At 40.5% G+C, this 17020-nt stretch carries 13 protein-coding genes; 5 read left to right on the forward strand and 8 right to left on the reverse strand.

Features of this window, described 5'->3' with window-relative positions:
• Positions 1 to 26 precede the first annotated feature (26 nt).
• The gene (locus ACN222_RS08300) at positions 27 to 728 is read left to right on the forward strand and encodes a polysaccharide deacetylase family protein (RefSeq protein WP_044522858.1); all 702 of its coding nucleotides are present in this window, start codon (positions 27 to 29) and stop codon (positions 726 to 728) included.
• A gap of 78 nt (positions 729 to 806) precedes the next feature.
• On the opposite strand, the gene ACN222_RS08305 is transcribed toward ACN222_RS08300, so the two are convergent.
• The 3 genes from ACN222_RS08305 to ACN222_RS08315 all read right to left on the reverse strand — a co-directional run bounded on the left by ACN222_RS08305 (position 807) and on the right by ACN222_RS08315 (position 4313).
• Positions 807 to 1154 carry a helix-turn-helix transcriptional regulator gene (locus tag ACN222_RS08305; RefSeq protein WP_010995839.1) on the reverse strand — a complete coding sequence of 116 codons (348 nt, stop codon included), beginning with the start codon at positions 1152 to 1154 and terminating at the stop codon, positions 807 to 809.
• A gap of 523 nt (positions 1155 to 1677) precedes the next feature.
• A complete protein-coding gene (locus ACN222_RS08310; protein WP_010995841.1) occupies positions 1678 to 2127 on the reverse strand; it encodes a hypothetical protein in 450 nt (149 codons plus the stop codon).
• 782 nt (positions 2128 to 2909) lie between these two features.
• Positions 2910 to 4313 carry a proton extrusion protein PcxA gene (locus ACN222_RS08315; protein ID WP_010995842.1) on the reverse strand — a complete coding sequence of 468 codons (1404 nt, stop codon included), beginning with the start codon at positions 4311 to 4313 and terminating at the stop codon, positions 2910 to 2912.
• 87 nt (positions 4314 to 4400) lie between these two features.
• On the opposite strand from ACN222_RS08315, the gene ACN222_RS08320 reads away from it, so the two are divergent.
• The 3 genes from ACN222_RS08320 (at position 4401) to ACN222_RS08330 (ending at position 8980) form a co-directional block, all read left to right on the forward strand.
• A complete protein-coding gene (locus ACN222_RS08320; protein WP_010995843.1) occupies positions 4401 to 6644 on the forward strand; it encodes a hypothetical protein in 2244 nt (747 codons plus the stop codon).
• Between the two features lie 220 nt (positions 6645 to 6864).
• Positions 6865 to 7533: a peptide-methionine (S)-S-oxide reductase MsrA gene (msrA, locus tag ACN222_RS08325; protein ID WP_010995844.1), complete on the forward strand. Its 669-nt coding sequence runs from the start codon at positions 6865 to 6867 to the stop codon at positions 7531 to 7533.
• Between the two features lie 604 nt (positions 7534 to 8137).
• On the forward strand, positions 8138 to 8980 hold the full coding sequence (locus ACN222_RS08330) for a tetratricopeptide repeat protein (RefSeq protein ID WP_010995846.1): 843 nt from the start codon (positions 8138 to 8140) through the stop codon (positions 8978 to 8980).
• A gap of 58 nt (positions 8981 to 9038) precedes the next feature.
• On the opposite strand, the gene ACN222_RS08335 is transcribed toward ACN222_RS08330, so the two are convergent.
• Both ACN222_RS08335 and ACN222_RS08340 read right to left on the reverse strand, forming a co-directional pair.
• Complete coding sequence (locus ACN222_RS08335; RefSeq protein WP_044521037.1) at positions 9039 to 10715, reverse strand: sodium:solute symporter family protein; 1677 nt, start codon at positions 10713 to 10715, stop codon at positions 9039 to 9041.
• Between the two features lie 9 nt (positions 10716 to 10724).
• A complete protein-coding gene (locus ACN222_RS08340; protein WP_010995848.1) occupies positions 10725 to 10979 on the reverse strand; it encodes a DUF4212 domain-containing protein in 255 nt (84 codons plus the stop codon).
• Between the two features lie 394 nt (positions 10980 to 11373).
• On the opposite strand from ACN222_RS08340, the gene ACN222_RS08345 reads away from it, so the two are divergent.
• The gene (locus tag ACN222_RS08345; protein WP_010995849.1) at positions 11374 to 12492 is read left to right on the forward strand and encodes a sensor histidine kinase; all 1119 of its coding nucleotides are present in this window, start codon (positions 11374 to 11376) and stop codon (positions 12490 to 12492) included.
• A gap of 92 nt (positions 12493 to 12584) precedes the next feature.
• Here ACN222_RS08345 and ACN222_RS08350 read toward each other — a convergent pair whose 3' ends face one another.
• From ACN222_RS08350 to ACN222_RS08360, 3 genes are all read right to left on the reverse strand, one after another.
• Positions 12585 to 13586, reverse strand: a complete 1002-nt coding sequence (locus tag ACN222_RS08350) for an aspartate carbamoyltransferase catalytic subunit (RefSeq protein WP_010995850.1) — start codon at positions 13584 to 13586, stop codon at positions 12585 to 12587.
• A gap of 117 nt (positions 13587 to 13703) precedes the next feature.
• Positions 13704 to 15056, reverse strand: a complete 1353-nt coding sequence (gene mgtE / locus ACN222_RS08355) for a magnesium transporter (protein ID WP_044521039.1) — start codon at positions 15054 to 15056, stop codon at positions 13704 to 13706.
• Positions 15057 to 15800: 744 nt separating this feature from the next.
• Positions 15801 to 16979, reverse strand: coding sequence for a phosphoserine transaminase (locus ACN222_RS08360; RefSeq protein WP_010995852.1), 1179 nt, complete (start codon positions 16977 to 16979; stop codon positions 15801 to 15803).
• Positions 16980 to 17020 lie beyond the last annotated feature (41 nt).

Consider the following 17020-nt stretch of genomic DNA (forward strand, 5'->3'; position numbering starts at 1 on the left):
ATAGCTGAGGTGAGGGAATGGTAAAAATTCAGCTAGCTCCAATTTTTCCTATTGTTCATCGGATTCTACAACCAGCTTTTCCTGGCTGTCTTTGGAGTGGCGATCGCCATCGTCGAGCGATCGCGTTGACTTTTGATGATGGACCCCATCCCCAATACACCCCACAAGTCTTAGCAGTCTTAGATCACTACAATATCACTGCTAGCTTTTTTTGGTTAGGTGCTTGTGTTAACCGTTCACCAAGTATTGCTCAAGCAATATGCGATCGTGGTCATTGGATCGGCTTACACGGTTACGATCATCGCTCTTTCCCCATGCTATCGCCTATCGAACTCCAACAGAGTTTAGAAAAAACCCAAGCAGCCATCTACAATGCTTGTAACCTCTCACCTGAAAAAGTGCGCGATGTTAGACCTCCTAATGGGTTGTTCACACCCAAAACCTTAAATCTCTTACAAGAATGGAAATATCGTCCAGTGATGTGGAGTGTCGTCCCAGAAGATTGGGTAAGGCCTGGCGTTACACAAGTAATACAGCGAGTTATTAACCAAGTACAAAACGGTTCACTAATTGTTCTACATGATGGTGCTTGTGGTGGACAAGATGTAGCTGCAACCATTAAAATCCTGATTCCGCAACTACTACAACAAGGCTACCAATTTATTACAGTTGATGCTCTATGGCAACAATCAATTCCTTTAGAAAATTCCCAATTAGACTTCCCATAAATAATCACAGATAAACAATTACCAATTACTAAGCATAATGCCAGTAATTGGTCGGAGGTGATAATTTAAATTTGACAGTTAGAAACTGGCTTCAGGTGCTTTTGGCTGTTGAGAAAACCCAGCCTCAGAATTATTAGCAAAAGTAGCCTCTTCAGTTCCTAACAGATGATGAATGTCGCTTAAAGAAGTTGGTTTATTCACAGAGGTTTCTGTTGTTTCATCTTTATACTCAATTAGGTCTTCTACTTGACAATTCAAGGCTTTACAAAACCTAATAATTCTTTCAATGTGGTCTGTTCCAGTCCGTCCACTTTCCCAGTTTTGAATAGTGCTTTCAGTCACACCAACAAGACGGGACAGTTCCAACTGAGTTAGTCCTGCTTTTTCCCGCAACAAAGCGATTCTTGGTTTTGGCTTTTGTTTCACAGCTACAGCACTTTAATCTTACCTATAGTGCTAGATCCTAGCACCAAAGAAAACCCGCGCTATCAAATTACAAAAAAAAATTTAGTCTTGTCTGTTCTTGAGTAAATAAGATTTTGTTAACATATCTTAAGCTAAATTTTAATTTAGCTATAAATCTTAGCTGATATTCAAAAGTTGTAGAAGAGAAATTTCATTAATTATTACCTATTCTTATATAAAAATCGGATTTGATGATTGTTGGTGTAGCCTGTGCTTGTGCATGAAAATCCCAGTATCTGTAGGGTGGCATTGCTCAAAGCCACTTGCTCCAAGCCGGGGAACCCTTTCGGCATTTCCTCATCGGGTAAACCCACAAGATTAGACTACCTTACCAACGCAGTGGTTTCTCTACGCAGATTTAAAAAATCAAGTATGAATCCTATAGTAATATCTATCAAAATCACAGAATTTTTGTTTAAAGTAGTTTTGATATAAAGATTTTAAAATTGTGATAGTACTATTTTCAGTCTAGATTTGTCATATATCAACTATGTATAGTCGCTTGTAATTGACTTTCTAAATTGACGCGTAACCACAGGTCAGCAAACGACCATACGCATAATGGATGAGCAGTAACAATAAAATCTTCTGGTTTATTAGTAACAATCGCATTTAATTGATAATGGTTGATGCAAGCCAGTTCTACAGCAGATTCAAAATCTCTGAGAGGCGAATAACGTGCTTTTTGCAGCAAACCCTGATCGATAGGACAAATTTGAATTTGCTCTTGTAACCAATCAACTATGATCTCAGGAATCTGGCTATTTTTTAAGCAGTAAGTATAAGTAGAGACTTTTTGTAACCCAACATCTGTTAAGTATAATCGAATAGATGGATGTAAATTTTCTAATAACGTCCTGACATCCTCAGCAAGTTCGGTGCGATTCATGACGGCATCTAATATTAAATCGCTATCAAATAAAATTTTGAACATTTTTCACCTCACATAAAATATCAGTAATTAAATGCCAAAATTCAGTGGAATAGATGATTTGGCATGATGGTTGCTTAGGTTTTGTCAATAAACTAGTTTTGCTGTCAGTCAGGAAAACAAAAGCCTACTAGTTTTAGCAAGGTATAGGCTCAAAAGCCTTGTTACATAAAGATTCTGCACTACGGATTTAAAAGCAGTGAGTACTGCTAACGGTAGCGGAGGTTGTGATGAGTCAGGGAAATTTTTTGTCAGGACTGCTTTGTCCAGATTAGTTGGTGTCGTTATTTAGCTGGTAACTGATGTAAGCAGGAACATTGACTAGATACAACCCGCAATAACCTGATTTCGGTAACGAGTACAAATTAAAAAACAAGAGACACTAAAAACACCGCAAACCTTCTGATGAGGTCAGTAAAGTCATAAAAACACGGCATTTTCACGATATGAGTCTTCGTATTTGACTACGCCAAGTGCTATTAACGGCATTTATGTCTAAATAATTACTTTATTAGACACAATTTATTACTCGATTCACAGTCAGCAAAAATGACGAGATAGACCTGTGAGTAGTTCCCAGCTAAACTAAAAGGCTCTACCCAAAAGGGGAAGGGGTGTTAAAGCATATCTAAAAAAACTGAGACTAGCGACTAACACACACTCACATACAAACAGTATTTATACTTAAAACAATAGAAAAAGGCAAATATAAAACTATACAAATCTAGTGAACCGGAGATCATTGAGTTTGATCAAAATCTAGACAACGCACTTTCTTATGGCTCTTATTCATTCATATTACGGTATGTAGCGACGGCGGAAGGCGATATGCGGTTGAGGTACCGGAAAATCCAGTATTTGAAGATAGTATCTAAAATTACGGGAAAAGTTGCAATAAATAAGAAAATAAAATCTCTATTGGCCGGTAGTCCCCAGTGGCGGGATAAACCTTCTAAAATTACTTCCCAGCCATGAGGAGAGTGAAATCCGACAAATACATCAGTAAATAAAATAATAATGAATGCTTTGGCACTATCACTGAGACCATAGACAACATTATCAAAAAACTCTTTGAGTACCATAATCGAAGGCTTGCTGACAAGCAGCAACCAGATAAATGCACCAACAGAAAAGATATCAGCAAACACATTTTTAATTGCATTAGAGCTTTCACCTCGAAACTCTGCTGCAAGTTCTTCTGCTTTTTCTTTTATTTGAGTTTCTATGGCTTCAGCAGAAAGTGGAGGTGCATTACTAATCAGATTTTCAAATTTGATTCTTTCTTCAAACCTATGTAGGGTTGATAATGCTTCTTCCTCCATTTCAGAGTTCAAAAATATCTGCTCTGTATGATCATTTTTAAAATGGTTAAAAATGGGGCTAACGATGAGAGCTTTTGATAATTGGTGGGTTAAAAGAGGTACTATAATTATTAGTAAAATAAATCTAATCGATATGATACTTCTTTTTTGAGCCTGTCGGAAATTGTTAATAACATCCTGTTCGGCATTTGGGTCTAATTCAATTTGTAACCGCCCAATGGTACTCAAAATAGATCGTGGCAAAATGCCTGTTGTATCTGCTTTGCCTCTCGATTTTTTACTCTGTTCTGTTCTTTGTTTGATTAATTGTGGTGGTGATGTTGGGGTATAAATGCGTTCGACTAAATTATTCTTATTAATATCATTAGTTCTTAAAGCGTCGGTAAGTGATGGGTTTTCAGGTGGTTGTGAACTAGTTGTTCTAACCTGTGATTCTGAAACTCCAGATGGTGCCACTATTTCATAATCAGTGATGATATATTTGGAGATGACTTCATCAATGAATTTTAATTTTTCTAAAGTTACATTAGAGCTTGGATACTCTATCCCTGCTTTGCGAGCAGCTTTTTGATGAGATTCATTAGAAAACCAACGACTAAAACGAAATTCAGTTAGCCGCATTCTAGCTGTCTTTAACTCTTGGGCTAAATCAGACTCAAAATAATCCATCACACTATTGCTGTAGATGGCTGAGTTAAAGTCTATTTTGTTACCATTAAAGTGTTCATCTTCTATGGCTTTAATATTTAATGCAGCTTTGTAAGCTTCTTCTAAAGAACGTTCTGGAGTTCGTAAATACCAGCGATAAGCAGACAGGAGAATAGGATAGATTTTTTCGCTAAAAATAGAATTCCTCATTGTAGGCATTTATCTGTAAATTAATGATTAAGTAAGATTTATTTACTTTAAAATAACTCAAAAAATATATTAACAAATCTGCTCAGGAGATAATTTGTGCTTTCTCATTCTATTTGGATTGTTGGTAGTAGCCGTAGTGGCAAGACTACTCGTTTGGTAAGACAATTTTGTGATTGGGTGCAACATGACAACCAAGTTCATGAATTATTTTATACTAAAAAAGCAAAATTAAAAGCAAGCACATCTTTATCTTTATCTTGGGATATTCAACAAGCTAAACCGGGAGTTTTAGTTTTATCGGCGAATGATGATAATCGCCGAGATTTAGGTGACAAAATTGTTACTAATACTCAAGGTAAATACCCAATTCGGGTAAAAACACCACTAGGATTTTTTCAGGATGACATTATCTTATTTTGGCCTTTGCTGATTCAATTGTTGAATCTAAAGGCACAATTTCCTGTAAGATTGCGCCCAGAAACAGAGCAAGAACTGGCAACAAAACTCTGGCGATCGCATTTAGATGAAGAAATATTACGACGTGCGGGAGTGAATGAATATCGTTTGGTCAGACGTATTTTGGACTTGATGCAGCTAGCGGCTTATAGTGGTATCCCTTGTGAAAACATTGCTCAGGTTTTGCAAACAGGCTTAGAGGATAATAACGTTAATTTAGAACCGGAATTTTTGGCATCTTTATTACTAGATTGGCGCAATTGGTGCTTAGAACGAGGATTACTGACTTATGGCATTATTACTGAACTTTACAGTCAGCACTTGTTAAACCATGAGCATTACCAGCAACACCTAGCTAAAAGATATCAAGCTGTGCTAGCCGATGATGTGGATGAATATCCTAGTGTAGTGCGGAAATTATTTGAGTTGTTGTTAGATCAAGGAGCGATCGCCGCTTTTAGTTACAATCCTGATGGTGGAGTGCGCTTAGGACTGGGAGCTGATCCCGAATATATGGCAGGATTGGCTAGACGCTGCCAAATCGAAACCTTGATGGGATTGGCACCAGCATCATTGGCAGATAGACTAGCAACACCAATGATCGAATCCCTCAGCGAACCAATAATATTATCGTCGGGTTTACCACCGATGGTGCAATCAGTCCAAACCACATCCCGCGCCCAACTATTACGGCAAACATCCGAAGTAATTGTCAACGCCATTAAGTCAGGGGAAGTACAACCAGAACAGGTGGCAATTATCGCCCCTGGTTTAGATGCGATCGCCCGCTATACACTAACAGAAATCCTTACCAAACAAAATATCCCCGTCGAATCCCTCAACGACCAACGCCCCCTCATTAGTTCGCCACCCATCAGAGCGTTGCTCACCATGCTGGCGCTAGTTTATCCAGGTTTGGGACGCTTAGTAGACCGGGATGCAGTAGCTGAGATGCTAGTTGTCTTAAGTAGAAAACCAGAACCCCCCGAAACCCTAACAACACCCCCCAGTCCCCAGTCCCCAGTCCCCAGTCCTCAATCCCCAGTCCCCACCAAAATCGACCCAGTACGAGCAGGATTAATCGCTGACTATTGTTTTGTCCCCCATCCCGACCATCCCAACTTACTACCAGTAACAAGCTTTGAACGGTGGGATCGGATTGGTTACGCAGCCACCACAGCCTATAGTGAGATATTACAGTGGTTAGAGGAGCAGCGATCGCAACAAGAACTGCGCCTGATTCCCAGCCCCATTTCCCTATTAGATAGAGCAATTCAACGCTTTTTATGGAATGGCAGCAACCTACCCTATGATCAGTTAGCCGCACTACGAGAATTATTAGAGACAGCCCAGCATTATTGGGAAATTGACACTAGGTTACGGCAAAGTAGAAAAGTAGGAGAGACAAAAGAAGAATTGATTCCGCAGGATTCCCCAGTCAACGCACCCATCGTAGAATTTATTCAACTGCTAAGACGGGGTACAATTACCGCCAACCCTTACCCCTTACGTCCCATTGGCTCAGTGAAAAAAGCTGTCACCATTGCCACCATTTTCCAATATCGTTCTAGTCGAAGATTTCACCAGTGGCATTTTTGGCTGGATGCAGGTTCTCCCCTGTGGGCAAAAGGTGGTGCAGCTACCTTATTCGGTGCGCCATTTTTCTTACAAGATAGGTTAGGACAACCTTGGACAGCAGAAGATGAAAAATTAGCAGAACAAACTCGACTAGAAAGAATTTTGACTGATTTGCTATCTCGTGTATCACAGAAAATTTATCTCTGTCATAGTGATTTAGCTGTGAATGGACAAGAGCAACTAGGCCCTCTACTACCCTTAGTCCATGCTTCAGTATCGATGGAATTAGAAACTGCGGAAAGTTAACCATAAGAGGCAGGGGGAGCAGGTTTCTTCTGGCTCCCTGCCCCTTTTACTCTTGTGTGGAGGGGAACATGGGAAAAGCTCAATCCCTGTCTTCCCCTTGTCACCCTGCCCCCTGCCCCTTTTCCTCTTCTTGACTCCCCAGAAAAATGACTGGGGATGGCAGAAGGCTTAAAATATTAAGTAAATTAAAGATGTATGTAAAAACACAGACTCAAAATCAATGGCACTATTTGGATTTGGTAAAAAATTAGCGTTGCCCACCCCTGAAAAAGCCTTACCTGGAAGGGCGCAAATTATGCCTGTACCGGCTAACCACTATGTCAACAAGAACCCACTAAAACCTCCTTTTCCTGACGGTTTTGAGAAAGCCTTATTTGGTTTGGGTTGTTTTTGGGGTGCAGAGCGTAAGTTTTGGCAGCAGCAGGGGGTTTACAGCACAGCTGTTGGTTATGCGGCTGGTTTTACTCCCAACCCCACCTATGACGAAGTATGTACAGGCTTGACAGGTCACAACGAAGTTGTATTGGTAGTATTTGACCCCAAGGTAATTAGTTACACTCAGCTACTTAAAGTCTTTTGGGAAAGCCACAACCCTACTCAAGGAATGCGCCAAGGTAATGACGTGGGGACTCAGTATCGTTCAGGTATTTACGTCTATTCAGAGGCGCAAAAACAGCTAGCAGAAGCTTCACGCGACGCTTATCAGCAAGCTCTCAGCAGTGCAGGGTATGAAAAGATTACAACAGAAATCCTAGATGCACCAGAGTTCTACTACGCGGAAGCTTATCATCAGCAGTACCTAGCGAAAAACCCCAATGGTTATTGTGGTTTAGGTGGGACGAATGTTGCTTGTCCTGTGGGTGTGTTTGAATCTTCCGCAAATGGGTAGGAAAGGTAATCAATTCAAAATACCCTATGGGTACGCTTAGGGAACAACAAAAAATAAATTATCCGAAATTGATGGTTTGGTAGGGTGCGTCAGTACCATATAACCTAACTATACTCAGAAATTATCCATACTGACGCACCCTACATTTTGGATATTTTTTGATCTGGAAGTCCCTTATCAAAATACCAGCGATCGCCTAACATCGCTAATAGACTGGGAAAAATTAAGGGTGTAGGGGTGTAAATTTTTAAAACCCTTACACCCTTATACCCAGTCTCAACAGATAACTTGAGTGCGTAAGTCCTAACACATAGCACCGTAAATTTTCTACTGCAATAATTTATTTGCTAAATTTCCCGATTGATCCAGTAATTAACTGTTAATTAAACCGTGGGTAAAAGAGATCAGCACGTCAATTGATCATGATAATTTTAGGTTTTTGATTTTTGATGAAAAGACTTTATTCAATCTAAAATCAACAATCTAAACTCCAAAATTCATTGACTCAGGATATCTGGATACAGTAAGAACCAATATTTAGTTGGATAATTGACTGAGTTTGGTACTAATTTTATCCAGTTATCATAGCGGTTTAGAGCAAGTTATGAAACGGTGGTTATTGGAGCAAGGGCGGGTGAAGTTAAAAAGAGTATTAACTATAGGTGTGCTTACCGCACTGAGCGCAATTACCAGCGTTTCCTGTAGTAATAATAAAGAAGTGTTGGTAACAGAAATAGGAGTAAATCCTCCTAGCCGTCGGACAACCAACAATTCTCAAGCTGGGCAATTTTACGTTCAAGGGCAAAGACAGCACGCTCAAGGTGATTCACAAGCGGCGATCGCCTCCTATGATAAAGCGATTGGTTTAGATCCTGACTATAGCGCTGCCTATAGGGGACGAGGATTAGCTTACTTTGATTTGGGAGACAAACAAAAAGCGATCGCCGACTACAACGAAGCCATTCGCCTTTCCCCCAACGATGCCGAAGCCTTTAACAGCAGGGGAAACGCCCGCGCCTCTCTAGGTGATAACGCCGGAGCGATTACCGACTACAACGAAGCTATTCGCCTTTCCCCCAACTACGCCGAAGCCTACAATAACCGAGGCAATGCTCGTTCTGTCCAAGGGGACAAACAAGGAGCGCTGGAAGACTTTAACCAAGCCATTCGCCTCAACCCCAAATATGCGATCGCCTACAACAACCGAGGTAATGCCCGTGCATCCCAGGGGGATAGGCAAGGAGCCATATCAGACTACAATCAAGCCATTCGCCTCAATTCTAACTTTGGCCCTGCATATAATAATCGAGGCAATGCCCGTGCAGCCCAAGGTGACAGACAAGGAGCGCTGGAAGATTTGCAAAAAGCAGCAGATATCTTCCAGCGACAAAACAATAACGACTTGTACCAGCAAGCGATGAATAATATCAAAGAGTTGGGGCAGTAGTAATATCAATTCAAAATAGCCTACGGCAAGGCTACGCCAACAAAATTAAGAATTACTCCTAATGCCCAATTGGTTGCACGTCTTCTTCAATAGACGGTGAACGTAAATCTTCTACCATCGCCTGAATTTCGGCTGGTGGCGGTGGGGTGAGGCGCGAAACTACGAGTGTCACTAATAGATTAATCAACATACCCAACGTGCCAATTCCTTCAGGAGATACGCCAAAAAACCAAGGCTGCATACCTCCAAACTTCACACCAATGATGTAAACGATTGTAAAAATTAACCCCGACAACATCCCAGCGATCGCCCCTTCGGAATTGGTACGCTTGTCGAAAATTCCGAGTACAATAACTGGGAAGAAGCTTGCAGCCGCTAAACCAAAGGCAAAAGCTACTACTTCACTCACAAACCCCGGTGGATTTACACCAAAGTAGCCAGCGAGAACAACAGACAAACCCACCATGACGCGCCCAACAAACACTCGTTTCTTTTCCGAAGCGCTGGAATCGAGGATACGGTAATAAATATCGTGGGCTACGGAACTAGAAATTACGAGTAATAATCCTGATGCTGTCGATAAAGCAGCCGCCAAACCACCAGCCGCAACCAAAGCAATTACCCAAGGTGCTAGTTTTGCTATCTCTGGTGTAGACAGCACGATGATATCCCGGTCAATGGTAATTTCATTGGTGTCTTTTTTGGGGGTTAACTGGAGACGACCATCATTATTTTTGTCTTCAAACTTCAGCAATCCAGTTTTTTCCCATTTATTCGCCCAGTCTAGCTGTTGTACTTCTGTAATCGTTTGATTGTGCAGGGTAGTAATTAAGTTGTAACGGGCAAACATAGAAAGCGCCGGCGCTGTGGTGTAGAGAATGGCAATAAATAACAACGCCCAACCAGCTGAAAATCTGGCGGCGCGGACACTGGGAACTGTGTAAAATCTGACGATGATATGAGGTAAGCCAGCAGTACCTACCATTAAGGCGATTGTGGTGAACAGTACATCCAGCATTGTCTTGTTGACAAAAGGCTGGGTATATTCTTGAAATCCTAAATCTACTTGGATTTGATTCAGCTTCGTAGCAACATCGCTAAAAGTAAATGCTAACTGAGGAATGGGATTGCCTGTGAGTTTCCAGGCGATCGCGATCGCTGGAATCAAGTAAGCTAAAATCAACACCCCATATTGGGCTACTTGTGTCCAAGTAATACCTTTCATTCCCCCCAACACAGCAAAAAAGCCGACAATCACCATCCCGATGATGACCCCTGTGTTAATGTCAACTTGCAAAAAGCGGCTGAAAACAATACCCACACCGCGCATTTGCCCAGCAACATAAGTGAGGGAAACAAAAATTGCGGCTACCACTGCCACTAGACGCGCCACATTAGAATAATAGCGATCGCCTACAAAATCTGGCACAGTATACTTACCAAATTTACGCAGATATGGAGCTAATAATAATGCCAGCAGCACGTAGCCACCAGTCCAGCCTATGAGGTAAATAGAACCGTCATAACCCAAAAAAGAAATCAGCCCCGCCATTGAAATAAACGAAGCGGCAGACATCCAATCGGCGGCGGTGGCTGCACCATTAGCAATGGAAGGAATACCTTGACCTGCCACAAAAAAGTCTTTGCTACTCTTGACTCGTGATTGCCAACCAATATAGATGTAGGCAACAAATGAGAGTCCAACTATGAGAATCGTCCAAATTTCAACTGACACAGTTTTTCCTTACTTTTTAATATTATGTTTGCGGTCTAGCTTGTCCATTTGGAAAGCGTAAACAAAAATCAATACCACAAACGTTAGGATTGATCCTTGCTGTGCCATCCAGAAGCCAAAAGGCACGCCAAAAAAACGTAGTCCATTTAATGGTTGAACTAACAGAATGCTGAAAACTATGGAAACCAGCATCCAAATAATTAAAAGATTTCTAATTAAAGTTGTGTTAGCACGCCAATAAGAGTGCCGTTCATGTTCATTCATCTTGGTCTAGGGTCAGTGCATCAAAATAATACCAGTAACCCTTGATTACACCAGATAATCTTGTATAATTATTTATAATTTTTATTAAACTTTATCTAAAAAAACTAGTAACTAAAGGCTAAAATTCAGTCATATTCTTAGAATATAACAAATTACAAAAATGCTTTGTCTCTCAATGCAAAGCATTTCTTTAACATCTTAAACTTTGTTTCTGCTGCATATAGTAATCCGATTTGATTATTGAACAAACATAAGTATCTGTAGACTGGGCAATGCCCATTAAAAACCTGACATGATTGGCAATACCCACCCTACTTATAATTCACAAATCAAATAGTATTCCTATAGTCATTTCTGTTAAACTGCACTATCATGCTGAACTTTCTTGATAATTATGAATGCACATATTACAGAAAACCTATTTGCGGCTTTAAACATTGTTGTATTAGAGAGAATCGAGGCTGGATTATTTAAAATTATTAGTAATTTACCTAGTTGGTTTAGGGATTTTTGTCAGCAGAAATTCAGTTTAGGGATGGAGATTTCCATTCTGCAAGAAGAATTTTATTTTTTAGAAAACTTTCTGTTTGATGCCGAAGAATTTTGGAGTACTAGTAATTGTAAAAACTTAACTTCGGGTATCTGGATACAAATAGATCCGCAAGGTAAAGAATATCAATTTGAAGCTCATGCAACTTTTGTCGAAGATAAAAAAATATTATTAATTGAAGTTTTAGAGGAAAGCTATAGACATAGGCAAAATATTATACAAGAGGCTCGACAACGGCAACTAAATTATCAACAATTGATAAAAAATAATCAAAAGCAAGAAATACTAATTCATTGTTTAATCCATGATATTGCGGGACAATTAAATGCTATGGTTGGGTGTTTATCTTTATTAGAATTTGAAAATTTAACTCCTCAGGGAAGAAATTATTTGGAAGTTTGTCAACAACAATCTTTCAATCAAGAAAATCTGATGAGAAAAGTTTTAGATACATTTTCTGCGGAAATGATAGCATTAGAAAATTTTGTTGTTGATGGTGAGGAAGCGCCAAATATTTTAGGTTGTATAAATGATGTCGTCGAAACCTTAAAACCTAGTTTTACATTAAACAATATCAACTTAACGTTAGCTGATGCTATTGATCCTTTAGCAAACTGGAAAGTACAGGGAGATAAATCTCGTTTAGATAGAGTAATTTTTAATATACTAGAAAATGCTGTCCGCTACAGCCCACCGGAGTCTACAGTAATTATCCGCTTACAATCAAAAGAAAATTATATATACGTTTCTGTAGATGATGAAGGCAGTGGAGTACCACTAGAAACGGTTAACACTTTATTTCAAAAGTTTTCTCAAGGTAAAGATAAAAGTAGTGGAAAATCTGGTTTAGGCCTTTATTTTTGCCGAATTACGGTTGAGCGTTGGGGGGGTAGTATTGGTTATGCTCCACGTAGTGAAGGTGGTTCTTGCTTTTGGTTTTGTCTACCAAGATTTTTATCTTAACCTTGACATTATCGGGTTATAGTTTGTCTCGTTGGTAATGGGTAATAGGTAATAGGTAATTAGTGTTATTTCCCATTACCAATTACTGATGATCAAGTCTTACCACTACCTATTAAATACAACAATGCCATGCGTACCGCTACGCCACTGGTAACTTGGGACTGAATCAAACTAAATTCTGGATCATCCATCAAATCGGAACTGATTTCTACACCACGGTTAACAGGGCCGGGATGTAAAACTTTGACATTTGGCTGACATAGTTGCAATTTAGCGCGGGTAATGCCAAACAATTGATGATATTCTCGCAAACTAGGTAATAAATTAGCAGTCATACGCTCTTTTTGTAAGCGTAAAGTCATGACAAAATCAGCCTCTTGCAAAGCTGGTTCTAATTGCCAATGGATAAATAATTGTCCAGGAGGTGCTGTTTCTTCTCCAAAGATATACTCAGCAAAAAATTTGGGTAATAAAGTAGGTGGTGCGGCTAGATGCACTTGCGCGCCACTAGCAATTAAACTCCAAATATTGGATCGCGCTACACGGGAATGAAGAATATCACCAACGATCGCGATCTTTTTCCCTTGCAAAAGCTCTAATCTAGGATTGGCCGGGTCGATTAAACTACAAATAGTAAATAAATCCAGTAGTCCTTGGGAGGGATGCTCATGTTGACCATCGCCAGCATTGAGGACACTAACACGTACACCTAAACGATCCATTTCTTGAGCGATCGCATTTGGTACACCTGCTTCTTTATGGCGGATCACCATAATATCAGTACCCATTGCCAAATATGTCTTTGCTGTATCGAGAATTGTCTCTCCCTTGGTCATGGAAGAAGTAGACGCAGCAAAGTTTAGCGTATCTGCACTGAGGCGTTTAGCAGCAAGTTCAAAACTACTCCGAGTGCGCGTAGATGGTTCAAAAAACAAATTTGCCACCACCTGTCCCTGCAAAGCTGGTACTTTCTTTGTCCGCCGAGATAATACCTCTTGAAAACTGGCAGCAGTTTTTAAAACAATATCGTATTCAGCAGCAGTAAAGTCAGCTAAAGAAAGGACGTGGTGACGATTCCAAGTCGAAGTAGGCATAACTGGTCATTAGTCATTAGTCATTAGTCATTAGTCCATAGTCAACAGTCCATAGTCAACTCGCTTCGCTCCAATTCAAAATTCAAAATTCAAAATTCAAAAAAGGCCAACTGACAACTAAGTCGGTAAGTGAAACACGTTTAAGGCTGTAGCAATTAGAGTTAAGAAGGTTAAAAAGCCGATGGTGTCAAGCATTGTGGTGACTAATGGGCCACTGACTAAAGCAGGATCTAATTTTAGGCGTTTCAAACCCATTGGCAACAAAGTACCAAGTGTTACAGCCACCATTGTATTAGTTGCCATGACTGTACCGGCAATCACCGCTACCCATCGTTCTTGGGGTTTAGCCCAAATTAAAGAAAGGGCAAACATAGTTATAGCTAAGACTACAGCCGTCCCTAAACCTGCGAAAATTTCTTTCCGCAGAATTTTCATAGTATCTTTGGGTGTGACTTCACCTATACCTAAACCACGAATAGTAACTGTTAATGCTTGGATGCCGACTGTTCCCCCTGTATTGGAAAATATGGGCATAATCACAGCTAATACTGGTACAGCAGCAATAATTGATTGAAAAGGAGCGATCGCACTAGCTGCACCAATATACAAAGCCATAATTCCTAACAACCAGGGTAAGCGGTTGCGGATAGTGAGTAGAGGCGAAGACAAAGCAGCTTCATCACCACTCACCCCAGCTAACTTTTGAATATCTTCCGTTGCTTCTTCTTCTAAAATATCGACTACATCATCAATCGTGATAATACCGACTAATCGCTCTTCCCGATCAACTACGGGGATGGCAATTAAGTCATAGCGCTTCATAATTTGAGCGACTTCTTCTTGGGGTGTATCGGTTCTGACCTTAACAACGCGATCGCTTGCGATATCACGAATCAAGACATCGGGAAAGGTAAATAACAATTGTCGTAAGGAAACAACCCGTACTAGTTTGCGGTTGTCATCTGTAACATAGGCGTAGTAGATTGTTTCCTTGTCTTCATCCTGACGGCGAATTTTACTCAGGGCTTCTCCCACCGTCAAACCTTCACGCAAACGCACATATTCAGTAGTCATCACCCGCCCGGCTGTACCTTCGGGATAACCGAGAATAGTAGCGGTTGCTTGTCTTTGTTCGGGACTGAGTTCTCGTAATAACCGCTTGATGACACCAGCAGGTAGTTCATCAAATAATTCTGCCCGTTCATCGGGACTCATTTCCTCCACAAGTTGCACCACCTGTGCATCATGCAGGGAGTTAATTAGTTCTTCTTGAACTTCTGTCGGCAAATATTCAAATACATCAATTGCCTGATTTTTGTTGAGGAGACGAAAGGCGATCGCTCGCTGCTTTTCTGGCAATTGAGTAATATACTCGCCTACATCTACAGGTTGCAGCCGATTTAAATCCCACTTGAGCTGGTTTAAATCAGCAACATCCATGAGCGCAATGCGAACATCCTGTGTGAGCATGATTTTACCTCCTATTGTCTCCCCCGCGCTGGGAGACTGGCTCACCAAACTCAGGGGAGGATTATACTGCCATCTTGTGGACTTTTGTCCATAAAATCTAAAAAATTGAACTCGATGTTAATACTAATGCTTACTAAGCATTCATCCTAACTCGGAATCAGGTTTTCTGATATAAATTCCCAGAAATTGTGCAAACACTATATGAATCCCGCACAATATTCAGCTATCTATGACCTTGATTTTTGTTAGGTTAATGTAAATTTAACTACTGTGATAATTTGTGTCAAGCAGTTCCCAAGACTTACTTAACAACTTCACAGAGCCAACCCTTGTGAGGAATACAAATTTACAATTATGGTTATTTAACTTATCGAGATTAGTATATTTTTTACGGTTTCCGTAGAAAATACAGACAGATAATTAAATCCTTTCATTGAAGATAAAGGACAAATAAATATAATAATTATTAATAAATTCTATAATCAAGCTAATTTTTATTGGTTTTATGAGTAATTAATTTCTAAATTGTTTAAAACGCACAATTCGTAATTAAGAGTGTTAATTACGAATTACGAATGATTAATTATTAGGACTTACGCATGAAAACGAAAGATCAAGGGTTTGGACAAGGGTGTGGGGTACAGGGGTATAAATCTTTGAAACCTTTACACCCCTATACCCTTACCCCCTTACACCCGGACTCAACAGACAACCTGGTGCGTAAGTCCTAAATTACGAATTACTTCAAGCTACTGGCACAAACTCACTTTTGACAGTCACGTATGCCCAATCTAACCAAGGAAGCAGAGCTTCAATATCAGCAGTTTCTACCGTAGCGCCTCCCCAAATTCGCAAGCCTGGAGGCGCAGCACGATAGGGGGCAATATCATAAGCCACTTGCTGTTTTTCCAAAAGTTTTGCTAGTTTCTTAGTAAATTTGCCTTGGTCTTCTGCACTCAAGCTAGCAAAGGCAGCATCAATGATTTTTAAGCAAATTGAAGTACAAGAGCGAGTTTCTGGTTTCTCAGCTAAGAAATCTGCCCAATTGCTTTGTTTCACCCATTGAGCGATCGCTGCTAAGTTGGCCTCACTACGACTAATTAAACCAGGTAAACCGCCAACAATTTCCGCCCAAATCAACGCATCTAGGGCATCTTCCACACACAACATCGATGGTGTATTGATGGTATCCCCCTTAAAAATGCCTTCAATTAATTTGCCTTTTTGGGATAGGCGGAAAATTTTCGGTATAGGCCAAGCTGGTTCATAAGTTTCGAGTCTTTCCACAGCACGGGGTGAGAGGACAATCACACCATGCTGGGCTTCTCCACCCAATACTTTTTGCCAAGAGTAAGTCAATACATCTATTTTTTCCCAAGGAATATCCATCGCAAATACGGCAGATGTAGCATCGCAAATGGTTAGACCTTGGCGATCGTCTTTGATCCAATCACCATTCGGCACTCTCACACCAGAAGTCGTGCCATTCCACAAAAACACCACATCATGGCTAAAATCAACCTCATCTAAATTGGGTAACCCGCCATAGGGTGCTTTCAACAGACGCACATCAGGTAACTTCAACTCATCGACAACATCTTTGACCCATTCCTGACCAAAACTTTCCCATGCCAAGATGTCTAGAGGTCTTTGTCCCAGTAGCGACCATAAGGCCATTTCCACTGCACCCGTGTCAGAAGCCGGAACGATACCTAAACGATAATCAGCAGGTAAACCGAGAATTTGTTTGGAACGTTCAATCACTTCAGACAACTTGGCTTTGCCATCTTCAGACCTGTGAGAACGACCCAAGCAGGCGTTTTCCAGATTCGACACAGACCAACCAGGGTGCTTGGCGCAAGGGCCAGAGGAGAAATGAGTAACTTGAGGTTTATTTGTTGGAAGGGTAAGATGCTCTGACATTGTTGCAGGAGAAAGCTTTATGTAAGTAGTAATGTAGATAC

Source organism: Anabaena sp. FACHB-595 (assembly GCF_048568275.1).
Lineage (GTDB): Bacteria > Cyanobacteriota > Cyanobacteriia > Cyanobacteriales > Nostocaceae > Trichormus.

Excerpts from the sequence above, each read along its gene's own strand:
- ACN222_RS08310 (WP_010995841.1), bottom strand. The coding sequence starts at position 2,127 with ATGTTCAAAATTTTATTTGATAGCGATTTAATATTAGATGCCGTCATG.
- ACN222_RS08330 (WP_010995846.1), top strand. The coding sequence starts at position 8,138 with ATGAAACGGTGGTTATTGGAGCAAGGGCGGGTGAAGTTAAAAAGAGTA.
- ACN222_RS08350 (WP_010995850.1), bottom strand. The coding sequence starts at position 13,586 with ATGCCTACTTCGACTTGGAATCGTCACCACGTCCTTTCTTTAGCTGAC.
- msrA (WP_010995844.1), top strand. The coding sequence starts at position 6,865 with ATGGCACTATTTGGATTTGGTAAAAAATTAGCGTTGCCCACCCCTGAA.
- ACN222_RS08345 (WP_010995849.1), top strand. The coding sequence starts at position 11,374 with ATGAATGCACATATTACAGAAAACCTATTTGCGGCTTTAAACATTGTT.
- ACN222_RS08340 (WP_010995848.1), bottom strand. The coding sequence starts at position 10,979 with ATGAATGAACATGAACGGCACTCTTATTGGCGTGCTAACACAACTTTA.
- mgtE (WP_044521039.1), bottom strand. The coding sequence starts at position 15,056 with ATGCTCACACAGGATGTTCGCATTGCGCTCATGGATGTTGCTGATTTA.
- ACN222_RS08315 (WP_010995842.1), bottom strand. The coding sequence starts at position 4,313 with ATGCCTACAATGAGGAATTCTATTTTTAGCGAAAAAATCTATCCTATT.
- ACN222_RS08360 (WP_010995852.1), bottom strand. The coding sequence starts at position 16,979 with ATGTCAGAGCATCTTACCCTTCCAACAAATAAACCTCAAGTTACTCAT.